Source organism: Streptococcus hongkongensis, from assembly GCF_053206145.1.
On the sequence record NZ_JBRUGD010000010.1, the window covers coordinates 67,821 to 83,132 of the forward strand.

Annotated in this window: 15 protein-coding genes, 1 tRNA gene, 1 other RNA gene and 3 pseudogenes; 7 read left to right on the forward strand and 13 right to left on the reverse strand. The window is 34.3% G+C overall.

Translation table 11 applies throughout. The annotated features are described in order from the left end of the window. The first annotated feature begins 112 nt into the window (after positions 1-112). From pabB to ACVRZD_RS07480, 7 genes and pseudogenes are all read left to right on the forward strand, one after another. Entirely contained in the window at positions 113-1,876 is a 1,764-nt protein-coding gene (pabB, locus tag ACVRZD_RS07450; RefSeq protein ID WP_052128139.1) for an aminodeoxychorismate synthase component I, read from the forward strand. Next, positions 1,860-2,429, forward strand: a complete 570-nt coding sequence (locus ACVRZD_RS07455) for an aminodeoxychorismate/anthranilate synthase component II (RefSeq protein WP_447450399.1) — start codon at positions 1,860-1,862, stop codon at positions 2,427-2,429. The genes pabB and ACVRZD_RS07455 overlap by 17 nt, the downstream gene beginning before the upstream one ends. 113 nt (positions 2,430-2,542) lie before the next feature. Then, positions 2,543-3,037, forward strand: a complete 495-nt coding sequence (locus ACVRZD_RS07460; RefSeq protein WP_037626413.1) for a GNAT family N-acetyltransferase — start codon at positions 2,543-2,545, stop codon at positions 3,035-3,037. After that, positions 3,027-4,298, forward strand: coding sequence for a replication-associated recombination protein A (locus tag ACVRZD_RS07465; RefSeq protein WP_037626411.1), 1,272 nt, complete (start codon positions 3,027-3,029; stop codon positions 4,296-4,298). Before ACVRZD_RS07460 ends, ACVRZD_RS07465 begins: the two co-directional genes overlap by 11 nt. A gap of 87 nt (positions 4,299-4,385) precedes the next feature. Next, a non-coding RNA gene (gene ssrS / locus ACVRZD_RS07470) (6S RNA) lies at positions 4,386-4,580 on the forward strand. A 4-nt stretch (positions 4,581-4,584) separates the two neighbouring features. Beyond that, positions 4,585-4,657: transfer RNA gene (locus tag ACVRZD_RS07475), tRNA-Lys, on the forward strand. A gap of 341 nt (positions 4,658-4,998) precedes the next feature. Then, positions 4,999-6,457: pseudogene (locus ACVRZD_RS07480) on the forward strand (IS1182 family transposase). A gap of 14 nt (positions 6,458-6,471) precedes the next feature. On the opposite strand, the gene ACVRZD_RS07485 reads toward ACVRZD_RS07480, so the two are convergent. The 13 genes and pseudogenes from ACVRZD_RS07485 to ACVRZD_RS07545 all read right to left on the reverse strand — a co-directional run. Further along, on the reverse strand, positions 6,472-7,329 hold the full coding sequence (locus ACVRZD_RS07485) for an Abi family protein (RefSeq protein ID WP_037627589.1): 858 nt from the start codon (positions 7,327-7,329) through the stop codon (positions 6,472-6,474). Between the two features lie 125 nt (positions 7,330-7,454). Next, complete coding sequence (locus tag ACVRZD_RS07490) at positions 7,455-8,336, reverse strand: hypothetical protein (protein ID WP_198777499.1); 882 nt, start codon at positions 8,334-8,336, stop codon at positions 7,455-7,457. Positions 8,337-8,688: 352 nt separating this feature from the next. Next, entirely contained in the window at positions 8,689-9,096 is a 408-nt protein-coding gene (locus ACVRZD_RS07495; protein WP_037627587.1) for an HNH endonuclease family protein, read from the reverse strand. A 179-nt stretch (positions 9,097-9,275) separates the two neighbouring features. After that, positions 9,276-10,400: a DUF262 domain-containing protein gene (locus ACVRZD_RS07500; RefSeq protein WP_037627586.1), complete on the reverse strand. Its 1,125-nt coding sequence runs from the start codon at positions 10,398-10,400 to the stop codon at positions 9,276-9,278. Between the two features lie 410 nt (positions 10,401-10,810). Next, positions 10,811-11,248 (reverse strand): annotated as a pseudogene (locus ACVRZD_RS07505) (tyrosine-type recombinase/integrase); the annotation flags it as partial. A gap of 49 nt (positions 11,249-11,297) precedes the next feature. Continuing rightward, positions 11,298-11,618: a HepT-like ribonuclease domain-containing protein gene (locus tag ACVRZD_RS07510; protein ID WP_230588989.1), complete on the reverse strand. Its 321-nt coding sequence runs from the start codon at positions 11,616-11,618 to the stop codon at positions 11,298-11,300. Between the two features lie 4 nt (positions 11,619-11,622). Then, the gene (locus ACVRZD_RS07515; RefSeq protein WP_037627584.1) at positions 11,623-11,970 is read right to left on the reverse strand and encodes a nucleotidyltransferase family protein; all 348 of its coding nucleotides are present in this window, start codon (positions 11,968-11,970) and stop codon (positions 11,623-11,625) included. Positions 11,971-12,051: 81 nt separating this feature from the next. Next, entirely contained in the window at positions 12,052-12,333 is a 282-nt protein-coding gene (locus tag ACVRZD_RS07520; RefSeq protein ID WP_447450400.1) for a helix-turn-helix domain-containing protein, read from the reverse strand. Between the two features lie 224 nt (positions 12,334-12,557). Next, entirely contained in the window at positions 12,558-13,025 is a 468-nt protein-coding gene (locus ACVRZD_RS07525) for a hypothetical protein (RefSeq protein ID WP_155274974.1), read from the reverse strand. Positions 13,026-13,191: 166 nt separating this feature from the next. Then, positions 13,192-13,689, reverse strand: coding sequence for a signal peptidase I (locus ACVRZD_RS07530; RefSeq protein WP_037627582.1), 498 nt, complete (start codon positions 13,687-13,689; stop codon positions 13,192-13,194). Positions 13,690-13,708: 19 nt separating this feature from the next. Further along, on the reverse strand, positions 13,709-14,296 hold the full coding sequence (locus tag ACVRZD_RS07535; RefSeq protein WP_037627581.1) for a hypothetical protein: 588 nt from the start codon (positions 14,294-14,296) through the stop codon (positions 13,709-13,711). Positions 14,297-14,554: 258 nt separating this feature from the next. Beyond that, positions 14,555-14,695, reverse strand: a pseudogene (locus ACVRZD_RS07540) (IS3 family transposase); the annotation flags it as partial. Positions 14,696-14,995: 300 nt separating this feature from the next. Beyond that, positions 14,996-15,312 (reverse strand): LPXTG cell wall anchor domain-containing protein (locus tag ACVRZD_RS07545; RefSeq protein WP_447450401.1); only part of this gene is annotated, 317 nt, incomplete at its 5' end.

Sequence of the window (15,312 nt, forward strand, 5' to 3'; positions counted from 1 at the left end):
TAAAACCACACTTTTCTGACAAAATGTTGGCAACTGGATAGGCGTCTAATGAGCTATTAAAAGTATTAAACATTAGTCTTTCGTGATAATTTTTTTATGATATAATTGGGGCATGCATAGAAAAACAATCATTGATTTCAAAGACTTGGGTTGTCGTTACCAATTTGTCAATCCAATTAAAGAATTAATTGCACAAGATTTAGAAGACGTTGGACAAGTCATTGCTGATGTTGACTACTACCAGAATCAAGGCTATTATGTTGTTGGTTATTTGAGTTATGAAGCCGCTACTTTTTTTGATTCAACATTAGCAACACACTCACAGCCATTGGGTCAAGAGTATTTCGCCTATTTTACTGTCCATGATACCTGCCATCAAGAAGCCATGCCTCTTGATTACGATGCTGTCGATTTAGGAAGCAAGTGGCACAGTTCCACCTGCCAAGACGAGTATCAAAAGGCAATTGAAACCATTCATCAGGAAATGCGTCAGGGCAACACTTACCAAGTCAATTACACCATCCAACTGAGCCAAGAGCTAAATCAGTCAGATAGCTTAGCCATTTACAACCAATTAGTCGTCGAGCAGGCAGCTGGTTATAATGCCTACATTGCTCATGATCAGACGGCGATCATTTCAGCTAGTCCAGAACTCTTCTTCCAGCAAAAGGGACAAGAACTCATCACACGTCCAATGAAAGGGACAACTAAACGTGGCGTCAATAGTTTATCTGATTTAGTTGAAAAAGAGTGGTTAGCACAGGACCCTAAAAACCGTTCTGAGAACATGATGATTGTCGATCTCTTACGTAATGATATGGGAAAAATCTGCCAGACAGGATCAATTACTGTGACCAAGTTATGTGATGTTGAACGCTACTCCACTGTTTGGCAAATGACTTCGACCATTGTCGGTCAATTACGCCAAGAAACGTCATTTTCTGATATTCTTGAAGCACTCTTTCCATGCGGTTCAATCACTGGTGCACCCAAAAGGGCAACAATGGCGATTATTAACCGTTTGGAACCGAAACCTCGAGGCATTTACTGTGGTAGTTTAGGTATCTGTTTACCAAATGGAGATAAGATTTTTAACGTCGGCATTCGAACCATTCAGTTATTTGACGGACAAGCCATCTACGGAGCTGGCGGCGGTATCACTTGGGATAGCAAGTGGCAAAGTGAATACGAAGAGGTTCATCAAAAAACAGCTGTCCTCTATCGTAAACGACTCCCTTTTACTCTCAAATCAAGAGCCTTAATTGACAATGGACAACTTCACTTTTTAAACCAACATATTAATCGCTTTAAAGAGAGTGCCACATATTTTGGTTACCCATTTAAAGAGGAAGACTTACAAGAAACTATTGCTAGAACACTAAACACTCTGGATAACCAAGCCTACAATTTATCAATTGAACTCAATCGTCTAGGTCAGTGGCAATTAGATGCTCAGCCACTAGTTGACTTACCTGCAAGCTTCTTACAGGCTAAACTCTGCCTACAAGAATTGGATGTCGCAGACTTACCATTTGCTTATTTCAAGACAAGCCACAGGCCACATCTTAAGATAAGTCACCAAGAGGCAATCTACCATACTGCTGATGGTTTACTTCTGGAGACTTCAATAGCCAATTTAATTCTGGACATCGATGGCCAACTTTTAACACCCCCACTATCTCTTGGCATCTTACCAGGTATCTATCGACAATATCTCATTGATAATGGTCAAGTCAGTGAAAAAGAATTGACCCTAGCTGATTTAGAAGGTGCAAAACATATTTATGGGGCCAATAGTCTACGAGGTCTTTTTGAACTGACCCTGTCTGCTGAAGCTGATCCTAGAAAGGAAGAATCTCATGATCCTACTTATTGATAACTATGATTCTTTCACCTATAATTTAGCACAGTATGTGTCTGAAAAAGCTGACGTTCTTGTCTTGAAAAACGATGACCCTGATTTAGTTAAAGTAGCTCAAGAAGCTAGTGCTTTAATTTTCTCACCAGGTCCTGGATGGCCAAATGAAGCCGGTCAGATGCCGGAACTCATCAAAACATTTGCAGGACAAAAACCAATTCTTGGTGTCTGCTTAGGGCATCAAGCTATTGCTGAAGCCTTTGGTGGAAAACTTTGCCTGGCAAAAGAGGTCATGCACGGCAAACAAAGTGACATCAGCGTTACTGCTAGTAGCCCCCTCTTTGAAGGGCTACCAAGCGAACTAACTGTCATGCGTTACCATTCCATTATTGTGGAAAGTTTACCAGAGGACTTTATTGTGACGGCTCGGGATAATAAATACCATGATATCATGGCCTTTTATCACAAGACCCATCCTCTTTTTGGTCTACAATTTCATCCCGAAAGTATCGGCACGCCGCATGGCATAACAATGGTAGAAAACTTCATTAAACTAGTCAATCACTCCTAACCTATCACATAACATCATCAAGAAGAGGTCAATTGACTTCTTCTTTCTTTGATTTCATGAAAGAATATCAATTTTTTGATACAATGAAAGAATAATAGATCAAAGGAGAAAGCATGCTGATACGGCCAATACAAGCAAGTGACTACCAACAAGTCATGGCAATCGAAAATTCGGTTTGGAACCCTTATAATTCACCCGTCTATGGCCGTTTGACCACAGCTAAAGATCTGGAACGTAGTAAGAAAGCTCGCTCTGGCATTTTGGTTGCCGAAGAAAATGGGACAATTTTAGCTTGTCTCTCCTACAATCCCATGTATCCCTTTGAACAAGGGGCTCACGTTGTGACCTTTGGTCTAGCTGTCTCAAACGATTACCAAGGAAGGGGCATCGGCCAAGCTATGCTTGCTCACTTCTTTCCTATCGCATCTGCTCAAGGCTACAAAAGGATTACCATGCATGTCACCAGTGGCAATGACTCAGCTATCAAACTCTATCACAAACTGGGCTTTAAGCTAGAGGCACAACTGACAGGACACCTAATCATCAATGGCGTCCCACACGACGACTTACTCTTTACAAAAGAATTGGAGGAAAGAGATGCCAGATAATTTAGCCTTACGGATGCGACCACGAACGATTTCCGAAGTCATTGGACAAACCCACCTAGTTGGCGAAGGCAAAATCATTCGCCGGATGGTTGATGCCAACATGTTATCTTCCATGATTCTCTTTGGCCCTCCGGGAATTGGTAAAACCTCCATAGCCAGTGCCATTGCAGGAACAACCAAATACGCCTTTCGCACCTTTAATGCGACGGTTGACACCAAAAAACGACTACAAGAAATCGCCGAAGAAGCTAAGTTCTCCGGCGGACTCGTTCTTTTACTGGATGAAATTCACCGTCTTGACAAAACCAAACAAGATTTCCTCCTGCCACTCTTAGAAAATGGCAACATTATCATGATTGGGGCCACCACCGAAAATCCATTCTTCTCAGTCACCCCAGCCATTCGCAGTCGGGTCCAAATTTTTGAGCTAGAGCCTTTGTCTAATCAAGATATCAAAGAGGCTATCCAAACTGTTCTCACCGACCATGAGCGAGGCTTTGATTTTGAGGTCAAACTAGACCAGGATGCCCTAGATTTCATCACAACTGCCACCAATGGTGATCTACGCTCTGCCTATAATTCCTTAGACTTAGCCGTTATGTCTACGCAACCAGACAAAGATGGCGGCCGTCATGTAACGCTGGATACTGTTGAGAATAGCTTGCAGCGAAGCTATATTACCATGGATAAAAATGGGGACGGTCACTACGATGTCCTGTCTGCTCTACAAAAATCGATTCGGGGCTCTGATGTCAACGCCAGCCTCCATTACGCCGCACGTTTAGTTGAAGCTGGAGACCTGCCTTCTTTAGCTCGCCGCTTGAAGGTCATTGCCTATGAGGACATCGGCTTGGCCAATCCCGAAGCACAAATGCACACCGTCACGGCATTAGATGCTGCGCAAAAAATTGGCTTCCCAGAAGCGCGCATACTGATCGCCAATGTGGTTATTGACTTGGCCTTATCACCCAAATCGAATTCGGCCTATACGGCCATGGATGCAGCACTGAGTGACCTACGCAAGTCAGGCAATCTCCCCATTCCAAGGCATCTGCGCGATGGCCACTATTTGGGTAGTAAAGAACTGGGCAATGCTCAAGATTACCTCTATCCCCATGCCTATCCAGACAAATGGGTCAAGCAACAATACCTACCAGATAAGATCAAAAACAAGAACTATTTTGAGCCCAATGAGACTGGTAAATACGAACGAGCCTTAGGTGCCAACAAAGAGCGAATTGATAAACTTTCCGGCAATTGAAACAAGCTGAAAGTAAGCAACCGTTTCCAAAAAAGTCCCCTAAAGTCTTGAAAAATTTTCAAAAAGTGATATCATATAGGTAAAGAAAAATTGCTGTGGCATACGAGTCCACATATAAGTGTTGACCGACTATTTCTTTGTATTTCGGGAAACAAAGTTCCCCTCTAGTCTGCAAGCCGTTACACGCGGAAGCAACTTCCAAGAGAGGACGCGTTACCCACCTGCTTAATTTGCGCGGGATCAATACAAATCGTGGACCACCGGTGCCAATACAGCATTCTTTTTCGCCTCCTTAGCTCAGTTGGTAGAGCAGTAGACTCTTAATCTATGGGTCACAGGTTCGAGCCCTGTAGGGGGCATCATACTATACATAAGAAAGCCTTTGATTAAAGGCTTTCAGAGTGAAGATAAAGTCCATGTCTTCACTTTTTTGATATTTTTCTAAAGTGGCTCGGACTTGGTATGCTCTCTTTCTGGTTTCAAGGAGAGCAGATCAAAACGTCCACTGGACCTTTTGATTCTTCGGAATTCCATTACTAATTTTTTAGCCCCTGTCTAAAAAATTCCGTAGTGGCTTTTCTAAATTGGACTTAGCCACTTATGCCACTGGGAAAAATATCTCATTTGTGATAATAAGTCAACGTTTTTCTCTTCTTGGGAGTATAATAGAATTGATAAGAATACTTGTGAGGTGCTCCCTATGTTTCACAAAGAAAATCCTAATTACAATCGCAATCAAGTCGGTTTTTATAGTCTAGATGAGTTAGTCCCAGAAGACCATCAGCTTCGTCAAATTGATCATGTCATAGATTTCTCTTTTATTTATGACCTAGTGAAAGACAGTTATTGTCTTGATAATGGGCGTCCTAGTTTAGACCCAGTGTTGTTGGTTAAAATTCCTCTTATCCAAAGTCTGTTTGGCATCCGTTCCATGCGTCAAACTATTAAAGAAATTGAAGTCAATGTGGCTTACCGCTGGTTTCTCGGATTGACTTTGGAAGATAAGGTACCCCATTTTACAACTTACGGTAAGAACTACAGTCGTCGTTTCCAAGATAAACAAGTAATTGAAGGCATATTTTCTCATATCTTAGGTCTCTGCCTAAATGCTGGACTAATTGATCCCACTGCAATTTTTGTGGATGGCACACACATTAAGGCGGCTGCCAACACTCACAAATATAGCAATCAGAAAGTAGAATCACAAGCTAAATTTATGAGTGACCAATTGGAATTGGAAATTGCTAGAGACAGGGAAAAGCATGGAAAAAAGTTATTAGGGCTCGCCAAAGAAAAAGAGCCCACAAATAAGAAAGTTTCTACGACTGATCCTGAAAGTGGTTGGTATCATAAAGGTGAACATAAAGATGTCTTTGCCTACACAAGTCAAGTGGCATGCGATAAGAATGGTTGGGTCTTAGCTTATACTGTAGATTCTGGAAATACTCATGATAGTCAGGCCTTTCCAGCACTTTGGAAGAAGATAAAAGGGTTTCAACCAGACTTTATTATCGCTGATTCAGGTTACAAGACCCCTAGTATTGCCAAGTTACTCTTGGATAATGAGGTAAGACCTGTTTTCCCTTATACTAGGCCTCGTGGTAAGAAAGATAAGTTAAGACCAAATGCCTTTAGTTATGATGAGTATTATGATTCTTATCTTTGTCCTGAAAACCAAGTATTGTCCTATACAACAACAAATTGATCTGGCTACCGAGAATATAAAAGCGACCCCGAAATTTCTGCTTCTTGCCCCCTTCTAGAAGTGTGTACTGAGAGTGTGACTCACCAAAAGGTTGTCATCCGACATATCTGGAAAGACTATCTAGAAATTTGTGAAGATATTCGGCATCAAAGAGGTATGAAAGAACTCTATAAGCTACGTAAGCAGAGTATTGAGCGGCTTTTTGGAAGGGCTAAAGAATATCACAACCTTCGTTATACGAGAGAAATTGGAATGTCCAAAATGAAAGCTAAGGTTGGACTGACTTTGGCGTGCCTAAATCTCAAAAAATTGGTTAAAATGATGGCATAAAGGCTTTTTTATTTTGGCTTAAATAGCATAATTTATCAGATTTTAGAGAAATTAAGACTAGACAATAAAAAACAAACTAGCAACTTCACTAGTTTGTCTTCGTTCTGAAGGATTCCTATTATAGGAATCCTTTATTTTTTATATCTCATTTAATATTTCTGCCCAGTTATTAGGAAAACCAATCACATCTAGTTCAATGTATTCATTATATTGCTCAAATGCTTCTTCAAGATTATTAATAGCTCGTACCCAAGTATCACTATTTCCTAAAAGATACTTCATAAGTACGAAGTTAAAAAATAGTCTATTTGTCTTTGGTTTATATTCATGTTGTTTCTCAAATTTAGGTGTGTGATGAAAAGTACTATCATACAATCTCATATTATGTGCTAGTTTATTCCGTAGTATTCGCAAGGTATCAATCCAACTATCTAAGACTAATGGCGATACATTAAGTGTTTTGCTAATATTTTTACGATCTTTACTTGGTATATTTTTGTAAAGGTATTTAATATTCCCTAATGTAAATAAATTCACTGCCACCCAAATCGGAAACTGCCCCCTATAATTTACAATATGGTGCCTAACGAATGGTACAGTTCGATTATTTCGAATATTATTTTGGAATTCGTTCATTAACCTACTATGATCATTACTATTTTTAAAATAATTAACATCCGTATAAATTAAGGGATCATCGGGATGATTAATCGCAATCTGATAAGCAATTCTAGTCTTCAATTTCTCTTCTGCTTCTACAATCAATGAGGTTAAAATATTGCGAATAACATTATCAAACTTGTAAAGATTAATTGCAAGCTCCATTGTTATATTGTCTTTATATACTTCTCCGTTTTTAAACGGAAACAGATACCCTGTCAAGGTGTAATAGTTAACATTCTCAAGCATTGAATAGGCTTCGTCATAATCACCTATTTTAATACCTCTACTCATTAAAATTTCAAGTTGCTCATCGATTGTTTTTGCAGTTTTCATATTTACTCCATAAAAAAACGACTTAGCACTGGTACGCATTGTAAAGAGGCATCGCTAAGTCTTAATCATATCTATATTATATTGTAGTACTACTTGTTTGTCAAATTTTTTATATTAAATAAATATTATTTTGCTTGTGGCTCAAAAACTATATGTGATATAAGTTGCATATCTTCATTTCGCTTATTAACACTATCATTCTTACCATAAGCACTAGTAGTAACTTTATATAAAATCGTTTGATTTTTCACAACTCCTAAGTGGTCTGTATATTCTATATTCAATTTAACAACTAGTTCGGGTATTTTTATATCTTTTGAAATCTTTTCAACACTCGATTTAAAGATCCATAAAAAATAAAAACATGTCCTATATATTTGTAAATATATAATATTCAACGGCAAATATAGATTCGCTTCATTATTAGGTAAAATATATTCTAAGTATTTTTCTTTCTTTATATCTTTTTCAAAATATCCTTCAAAATCCTTCATTTTCAATTTATATCTACCATCACTTTCAGATAAAGACAGTTTTCTTATACTGTTAGATGTATATTGATTCAAATCATTTTCTTCAATATAGGAAATTATTTGGTCAAAGTTTAATATCTCAAAATAATATTTAATATCCGTAATTGTATTTCTTCCTAAGTTCAGGATTTTTATGTTTGAATTTGAATAAAATGAAGAATGTAAATCTTCGTTTATTATGGTTTGAGGAATAAAAACATCACCAATTTCAACTTCACTTGTAACGCATCTTATTTTTGCCTCATTTGCTTTTATTTTCTTTTCTTTTTCAATTGTTAACTCTCTATTAGAAATAAGATAGGTTCCCATTACAACTAAAGTGGTACCCAAGATTGAACTATAGTAGTTAAGCCATGCGTCTGTACTTCCACCAATTAACGAGACTCTTTTTATTTTCATCAATACCCCAATAGAAAAAGTAATAAAGATAAATAAGATTAAATAAATGGTTAATATTGTGATATATTTTTTCATTATAGCTATACAAAAATTCCTTATGAATGTTTTTCTATATTATAACATTTTGTAGTATAAAAAATTAAATACTATTTCAATCACTATTTGTCCCCTTTTTGTCCCACAATATTTTTTTAACAATAATTTTTAAATAATTTAGCAAAATAAAAAGTTTTTAAAATCAGCATTCTTGACTATTTTTAGCACAAAAAATTGTAGGAAATCGTTGTAGGGGGCATAGTGAATATATCAAAAAAAGTCTTTTTTAGAAAGACTTTTTTTTGATCTTAAATAACATAAGTTTGCTTACTTTTATCACATAATGAGTTAATATTATGCTATATTAGAAGTTTAATATTAACCTTTCCTCTTATAAATTCAGAAATTCTTCTATTATCTTACTTGTTCTGAAATCAATACTAGAAGGATCCCATTTTTTATAATCAACAAGTTCTCTCGTTATTCGGACATCAGATTCATTATATCCTATTTTTTTCTCATCAAATGTATTATTACCGATAGAAGAATTTTTTGTACCTAACAATAATGTTAAATTACCAATTTTCCACAAGTATTCTGAATGTGTTTCTTCATCAACTGACCATTCTAAAAGATCACTTGGAATCTGTGGCATAATGTGCTCTATATGAACCTTTTTATTGTCAAAAATAACTAAACCCTTTTCAAATTCTTTGTTATTTTCTATTCTTCTAAGAATATATCTAGCTAACTTTATATCTGTTGAAAAATCAAAAGTACTTAGCTTCGTACTAATCATCACATCATTAGGTTGTTCATTTTTGATTTTTTCTATTATCGAATCAACTATCTCATATGTTTGAGAATCAGACTGATTTAATTCCTGAGCTAAACTAGAAAATAATTTTTCTAGCCAATTTGTACCTTGATTTAATATTTTATTTCTTATTAAAATGTTTGCAGATGCTTGTACAAGTTTTAATATATTTTTTCAGATATATTTTTATTCACTGCTGCCAAATATAAAGGTTGAAAAGTTTTGAATTTTAATTCTTTTAATTCCTGAAGTATATAATAAGCTTGTTTCCCATCTTCACTTTCAATTAAATAAGTAGGTTCAGAATCTCCATTCAGTTCTGAATAAGGAATAGATAACTTTTCTAACATTTTCATAAAACTAATGATTTTTTTTGATTCATTAATGTTTTTTGAAACAGATTTATATAGACCTCTTGCAGTAGTAAAAGTATATTTAGAGTTCCATGAATACCTGATAAAATCGGAAAAACTCAAATCCCCTAAAATATTAACAATTCTGTTCCATATTTCCGTAACTTCTTCTGTATTTTCACCACTATTTCCAAAAAAATCGGATTTTATCAAATCAGCAGCTGATAAATCTAATCCACGAGCATTAATAGTTTGAAAAATTTGAAATGCTTCAGTTCGATTAGTCGCTGAAATTTCAACAACAAAAAATTGATAGGTAAAGACCTCAAATAATTCACTAATAAACTTAAATTTTTCTACTTCTGTGAAGCCATTCATTTTATCATTAATATAGTTTAATATCTGATTATAAGCTCTCAAAATATTGTTAACTTTTCCCATACCTTTTGAACTTTTACCTGCATACAGTACTTTATGTTCTACCGTTTTTTTGTGCTGATCATCTTGAATTTGATTCCTAAAATCTTCAGCAATTGAACCAATTTGTGTAAGTTTGTATTTATAAAAATTTGTACCGTCTCCAATTAAATCTCTCTGTATAATTCCTTTTATATCCAAACTTCCTTCAACAGTTGAGAGACTGTTCAAAATATCTCTTAATACTGCTAAAAAAATAGTAGATGTGGTTAATCTCTGTTGACCATCTATCACTTGGGTGACACCATTTTCATCTTCAGTTGTAATTATTGGTCCAAAAAAATATCTAGATTCATTATCAACTCCTCTTTCCCATTCAGAAAACAAATCTTCCAAGAAATCCAAAATTTGATCCTGACCCCATTCATAACTTCTTTGATAAGTAGGTATTGTAGCATTTAATTCTCTTAAGTAACTAAAAATCACACTATCTTTTGTTTTAACGTTCAAAGCCATTGTTTGCCTCCGTTTATTTAATAATTTAATTATAACATCAATTCAAAATAAAATAATACTATTCTTTTGTAAACTTTATATTTGCAAATTCTAAATCCATTATCATTTCACTAATCTTAAAGCATATTTATAAGATTATATATTACTTTAAATTCAATTCTACTTAATTTATTTTCTCCTTTTAAAAATTTGTTCCATTTTTGTTCCATGTTAAATTTTTTGTTTAACAAAATAGTTGAAAAATTGAATTTAACTACCGATAAATTCTTATAGAACAAATAAAACACCTTATTTTATTTGTTAATCTTCATGTAGGGAGCATTAATAATAGTGTCAAAAACCTTGATTTTAAAGGTTTTTTTATTTGTTTTAGCAAATTTGTTCTAGAATCAATTTTTCAAAAATTAGCTTTAAAATACTAAACTTCTGACCGTCTCATATTCCTTATTTATTACTTCTGTCAAGACGTGACCATAAGTTTCAAGTAACTGTGTAATATCCTTATGACCCATTAATCTTGCAACTACCCAAATATCAACACCCTTGGCTAATAAATAGCTTCCATAAGTATGTCTTGTACCTGTTGCAGTCATTTTTGATTCAATTTTCAATACATTCAATACATTTCTCAAAATTTTATTAATAGCACTATTTGACGATACACCATACCTATAGTCATAAAATATTTGATTATTCATATTTACAATTTTTAAATTTTTCAACATAACTTGCTGATCATCATGCAATTGTCTTAACATTAAAGCTAAAGACTGACTAATAGGAATAGTACGAATAGAAGTTTTTGTTTTAGGTGGACTAAAAGTTCCCTTATCACCACTAAAGCTTCTATTTTTATAAAACAAAAAAATCTTGAACTTAATCACGACTTCTTTTTTATTAACTATTAGATAACTTCCGTTTCACATCACTCAAAACTGATAACAATTGATCAAGTAAAATTGGTAATTCATTTTCAATAACCCTTAAAAGTACTTGTATCCTAATTGCTCCATAATTATGATAAGCTAAGTTCCTAAAATCTTTTATTTTTCTCCATGGAATATCCGTATATTTTTCTATTAACTCCTCGGATAACTTACTAGAATCTAACTGCTCACCAATTTGACCTAGATTCATTGCCAAGGAATCATTAATTGATAGCTGGGATCTCTCAGCAAATTCAATTCTCGCAAATGTTTGTTCACAATAGTAAACCATCTGCTTAAGAAAATAATAATCTCTTTCTAACTGTTCCTGTCTTATATAATCTTACCTTTTCTTGTTCAAAATTCTTTTTAACTTGTAATGCAATAGGTGATTTCCCCATCTCAATATCTTCTACAACCAGAAAATCAACAGGTATATTAAATAGACTTTTTACTTCATCTTCTAAGTCTAATAACTCAAAACCTGTAATATCCAAATTTTTTACTGAGATAGCTAAGTCAATATCACTATCTTCATCAGCTTCATTCCTGGCATATGATCCAAAGAGATAAATTACTGGTAACTCATACTTTTCAGCTATTGGCTGAATCTTTTCTTTTATTTCTTCAATTGTATAAACCATAATTTTCTACCCCTCCTTTTCTACTATTATAACATACCATGGTTAGTAAACTAAATTTCATTTCTACAAAAAGTTTATATTTCAGATAACTTCAATATCATTAACAACTGTTTTTAAACATCCAATTATATCTTTTTTATAAACAACCTTAATTTTCTTATCCAATGAAGCATTTGGAATTTCTTCATAGGAATAGCCATCATAAACTTGTTTAATTAAACCATGAGACAAAGCGCTATTTAAGCCTAATTGCTGTAAATCACGACAGGAAACAACTAACGACCTGTCAACTAATGTTGTATCTCGATATTTTATGACCAAATCATCTAGTGTACAATCATAAAACTCTGTTAGCTTAATCAAAGTATCAAAATCTGGCTGGAAGCCATAATAAAACTGTTTGAGTTAGCTCAAACAGCAGAGGAATGATTTGTTGCACTTGACTTGACAATTGAGGCTTGAAATAAATCCGAAGTTGAACGATTGCTACGATAGCAAGACCTATATTCGGTGCTACACCTAAACAAAATATAGAATCTACAATAATATTGCTCCTGACTAACTTTTCTCAATTTTAAACTTAATATCTAACCAGAAGGGTACCAATATTGGGCATTTGAAGGAGCAATTTGATTACACTCATCTTGTAAACAAACATAAGATTTTCCGTAGTATTGAATCACATCTCCCTTATAATAAATTTTATATCTATACCATGTATTCAATACACTGTCATTCACCAAATTCCAAACACGTTGTCCGTTATCTCCAGGACTTACTTGACGTACTGTATTCGGATCATGATAATTCGGAGGACTTAATTGATAAGTTTTTCCTCCATAAACAACATAATCTGAAGGAAGGTACCGATTATACGAGACATAGAGGTTCGTACTCTCTCTATATCTCATCCCTTTTAACGCATTCGTATTAATTATTTCAGGATTATGATTTGGGTCATCTGGTGTAACTGTCATATCTGCAATGTAAACTTTACCACCCTTTGTAATTATACTTCCTCTACTATATGTATCGTTCGGTGAGTATAACTTCATACTACCGTAAAAAAAACTACCAATCTGGACTTTTGTCTGTTTATTTGCGATACTGCCTAGATATGTTACCTCCCAATAGGCAAAAACTGGAACAGAAATAATCAATGATACTATAGTGATAATGATAATTAATAGTTTTTTTATAAAAATATTTAACACCCCTTATTTAGAGAAGTATCAGAAGTAAAAATGTTGCAACCAATAGAGACACAACTCCAATGGGAGTTGTTAAAAAAATTATTAAGTTTCCAATCCAAGGAATCTTAAAACTAGATTTCCCTATATAATGGTTATAAGATAATTTCCAATAATCCCATTCTTCTTTATTAACTGCACCAAGCCTACGCGTTCGTATGTAGAGCTTATTATCTCTTATTTCAGTTCCAGCAAAATAATGTACTACAGTTAAATAATTTTTAGGTTTAGTTACAATAATATCTCCATAACTTAACAATTCAGGATTCTTCCATGTAGCAACAACCACATCACCTCTATTAATTTTAGGTTGCATACTTGAGGATAAAACCACGTATGGCTTCCAACCTAAATATTTTACGATTCTATTAGAATCAAGAAACACTGTAGTATATATCATGCTAAAAGTTAAATAAAATATAATATAAGAAGAAATGGCAAATTTAAAAAAGCGAGTTAACTTCCTCATCTTACTTATAAAACTCAAATTATTGCTTAGTCACTTTAAAAGTTAAATCAACGATAATTTGTTTATTTATAATTGCATCGTAAGCAACTTTATCACTAGGCTCATTCAACGTAACTGTAACCTTAACTGGGATAGCTGTAGTATTATTCAACTTAATAGTTGCCGAAGTTGGTTCAACCTTAACATTAACAAGACTATTATAAGAATCCGCACCTGAAATTTTTGGGGTAGCTGTAATTGCTAAATTCCCATTCACTTGATCGCTAGCTGAGACAGTTTTAGAAGAATCTACCCAAGTAACATTAATAGTCTGTTCAAATAACTCTGTATTCGCATCTGCTCCACCTACACTAAAATTACTTTTTCCTGCTGGAACAAGGGTTTTTGTTCCATTCGTAGAATCACTAACGTTCAATGTTGTAGTTACATCATTCGCTTTCCCAATATTTACTGTAGGATTTTTAGTTACTTGAACAGGATCACTAATATTTCCAGCCCAATAAGCATAAGCACCACCTACAAAGGCGGGAATTAGAGCTAAAAGAAGTAAAAATAATAGATATTTTCTTTTCTTGCTCTTGTTATTTTCATCTTCTTTATTTAACATATTCTCTCTCCTTAAAAATTATCAGCTTTATTCTAACTTAAATTAAAAAATTAGTCAATAACATTTTTAATTTATTAGTAAATTTTGTCAATCAGCCTGTCCTTTGAAAGTTCTAAAATGAAGTTAGCCAGTTAAGGGTATCAAAAAACATCTCAGAGAGATATAATTGTAATCTACCACAACAACAATCAGTGCTCTCTGAAGCCCAGCGCTTTCCAACTCTTTATTGCGTTTTCAAAGTGCAATCAATTCACGCTATTCATCCGTAAGATTGTCAACTGTTTTAAATAATCCGGTTGTTTTTACTTGTCTAACCCATTTATCAAAGGTAGATGGTGTTAAAACATATTCCTTAATAACCTCGTTTTGTTTTTTTCCAGAATTATAAAGGTCAACAATCTGTTATTTAAAGTCATCTGTGAACTGACGGCGTACTTTTCTAGTCATAATTTTCTCCTATTTTCTTTAGTTTAGAACACTTTATAAGACTGTCTAGTTTAGTGTAACCTATTCACCTCTACGAGAACAACTGGCTGTAAGCCATAACGAAATAAAAGGTTGGAACTACTCCAACCTTTTACTGTTTTATAAGTTTAAACTTAAGACTTTCCTACTAACAATCATGTTTATATTAAGAGATCACAAGAAGATTAAGTAGATAAGTCAGAAAAGTTTTATGACATCTTAAGTCAAAACTAGTTATCTTCTTCTTTTCTTACTTACTATTAGACCGGCAGATGTAATTATAGCTAGAGCAACAGGTGTAAAGAATGGGAAAATTTCATCACTTGTAGCTGGCAATGTAGATGCTTTACTACCGGTTTGTAGACCTGATAGTTTCTTAGAAGAAGTACTACTCTTATGAGTTGGGAGGGTTGGTGTCTTTTTATCAGGCGTTGGTGTGACGTGAACTGTCACTGTTACTGTATCTTTGGTGCCATCTGGATAGGTAACCTCTACAGTAACTGGGTAGTCTCCTGGCTGAGCCGTATTAGGGCGGTCTCCAATTACAGTTG

Coding starts and splice junctions, on each gene's coding strand:
- pabB (WP_052128139.1), top strand. CDS start 113: ATGCATAGAAAAACAATCATTGATTTCAAAGACTTGGGTTGTCGTTAC.
- ACVRZD_RS07455 (WP_447450399.1), top strand. CDS start 1,860: ATGATCCTACTTATTGATAACTATGATTCTTTCACCTATAATTTAGCA.
- ACVRZD_RS07460 (WP_037626413.1), top strand. CDS start 2,543: ATGCTGATACGGCCAATACAAGCAAGTGACTACCAACAAGTCATGGCA.
- ACVRZD_RS07465 (WP_037626411.1), top strand. CDS start 3,027: ATGCCAGATAATTTAGCCTTACGGATGCGACCACGAACGATTTCCGAA.
- ACVRZD_RS07485 (WP_037627589.1), bottom strand. CDS start 7,329: ATGAAAACTGCAAAAACAATCGATGAGCAACTTGAAATTTTAATGAGT.
- ACVRZD_RS07490 (WP_198777499.1), bottom strand. CDS start 8,336: ATGAAAAAATATATCACAATATTAACCATTTATTTAATCTTATTTATC.
- ACVRZD_RS07495 (WP_037627587.1), bottom strand. CDS start 9,096: ATGATTAGTACGAAGCTAAGTACTTTTGATTTTTCAACAGATATAAAG.
- ACVRZD_RS07500 (WP_037627586.1), bottom strand. CDS start 10,400: ATGGCTTTGAACGTTAAAACAAAAGATAGTGTGATTTTTAGTTACTTA.
- ACVRZD_RS07510 (WP_230588989.1), bottom strand. CDS start 11,618: ATGGTTTACTATTGTGAACAAACATTTGCGAGAATTGAATTTGCTGAG.
- ACVRZD_RS07515 (WP_037627584.1), bottom strand. CDS start 11,970: ATGGTTTATACAATTGAAGAAATAAAAGAAAAGATTCAGCCAATAGCT.
- ACVRZD_RS07525 (WP_155274974.1), bottom strand. CDS start 13,025: ATGAAGTTATACTCACCGAACGATACATATAGTAGAGGAAGTATAATT.
- ACVRZD_RS07530 (WP_037627582.1), bottom strand. CDS start 13,689: ATGAGGAAGTTAACTCGCTTTTTTAAATTTGCCATTTCTTCTTATATT.
- ACVRZD_RS07535 (WP_037627581.1), bottom strand. CDS start 14,296: ATGTTAAATAAAGAAGATGAAAATAACAAGAGCAAGAAAAGAAAATAT.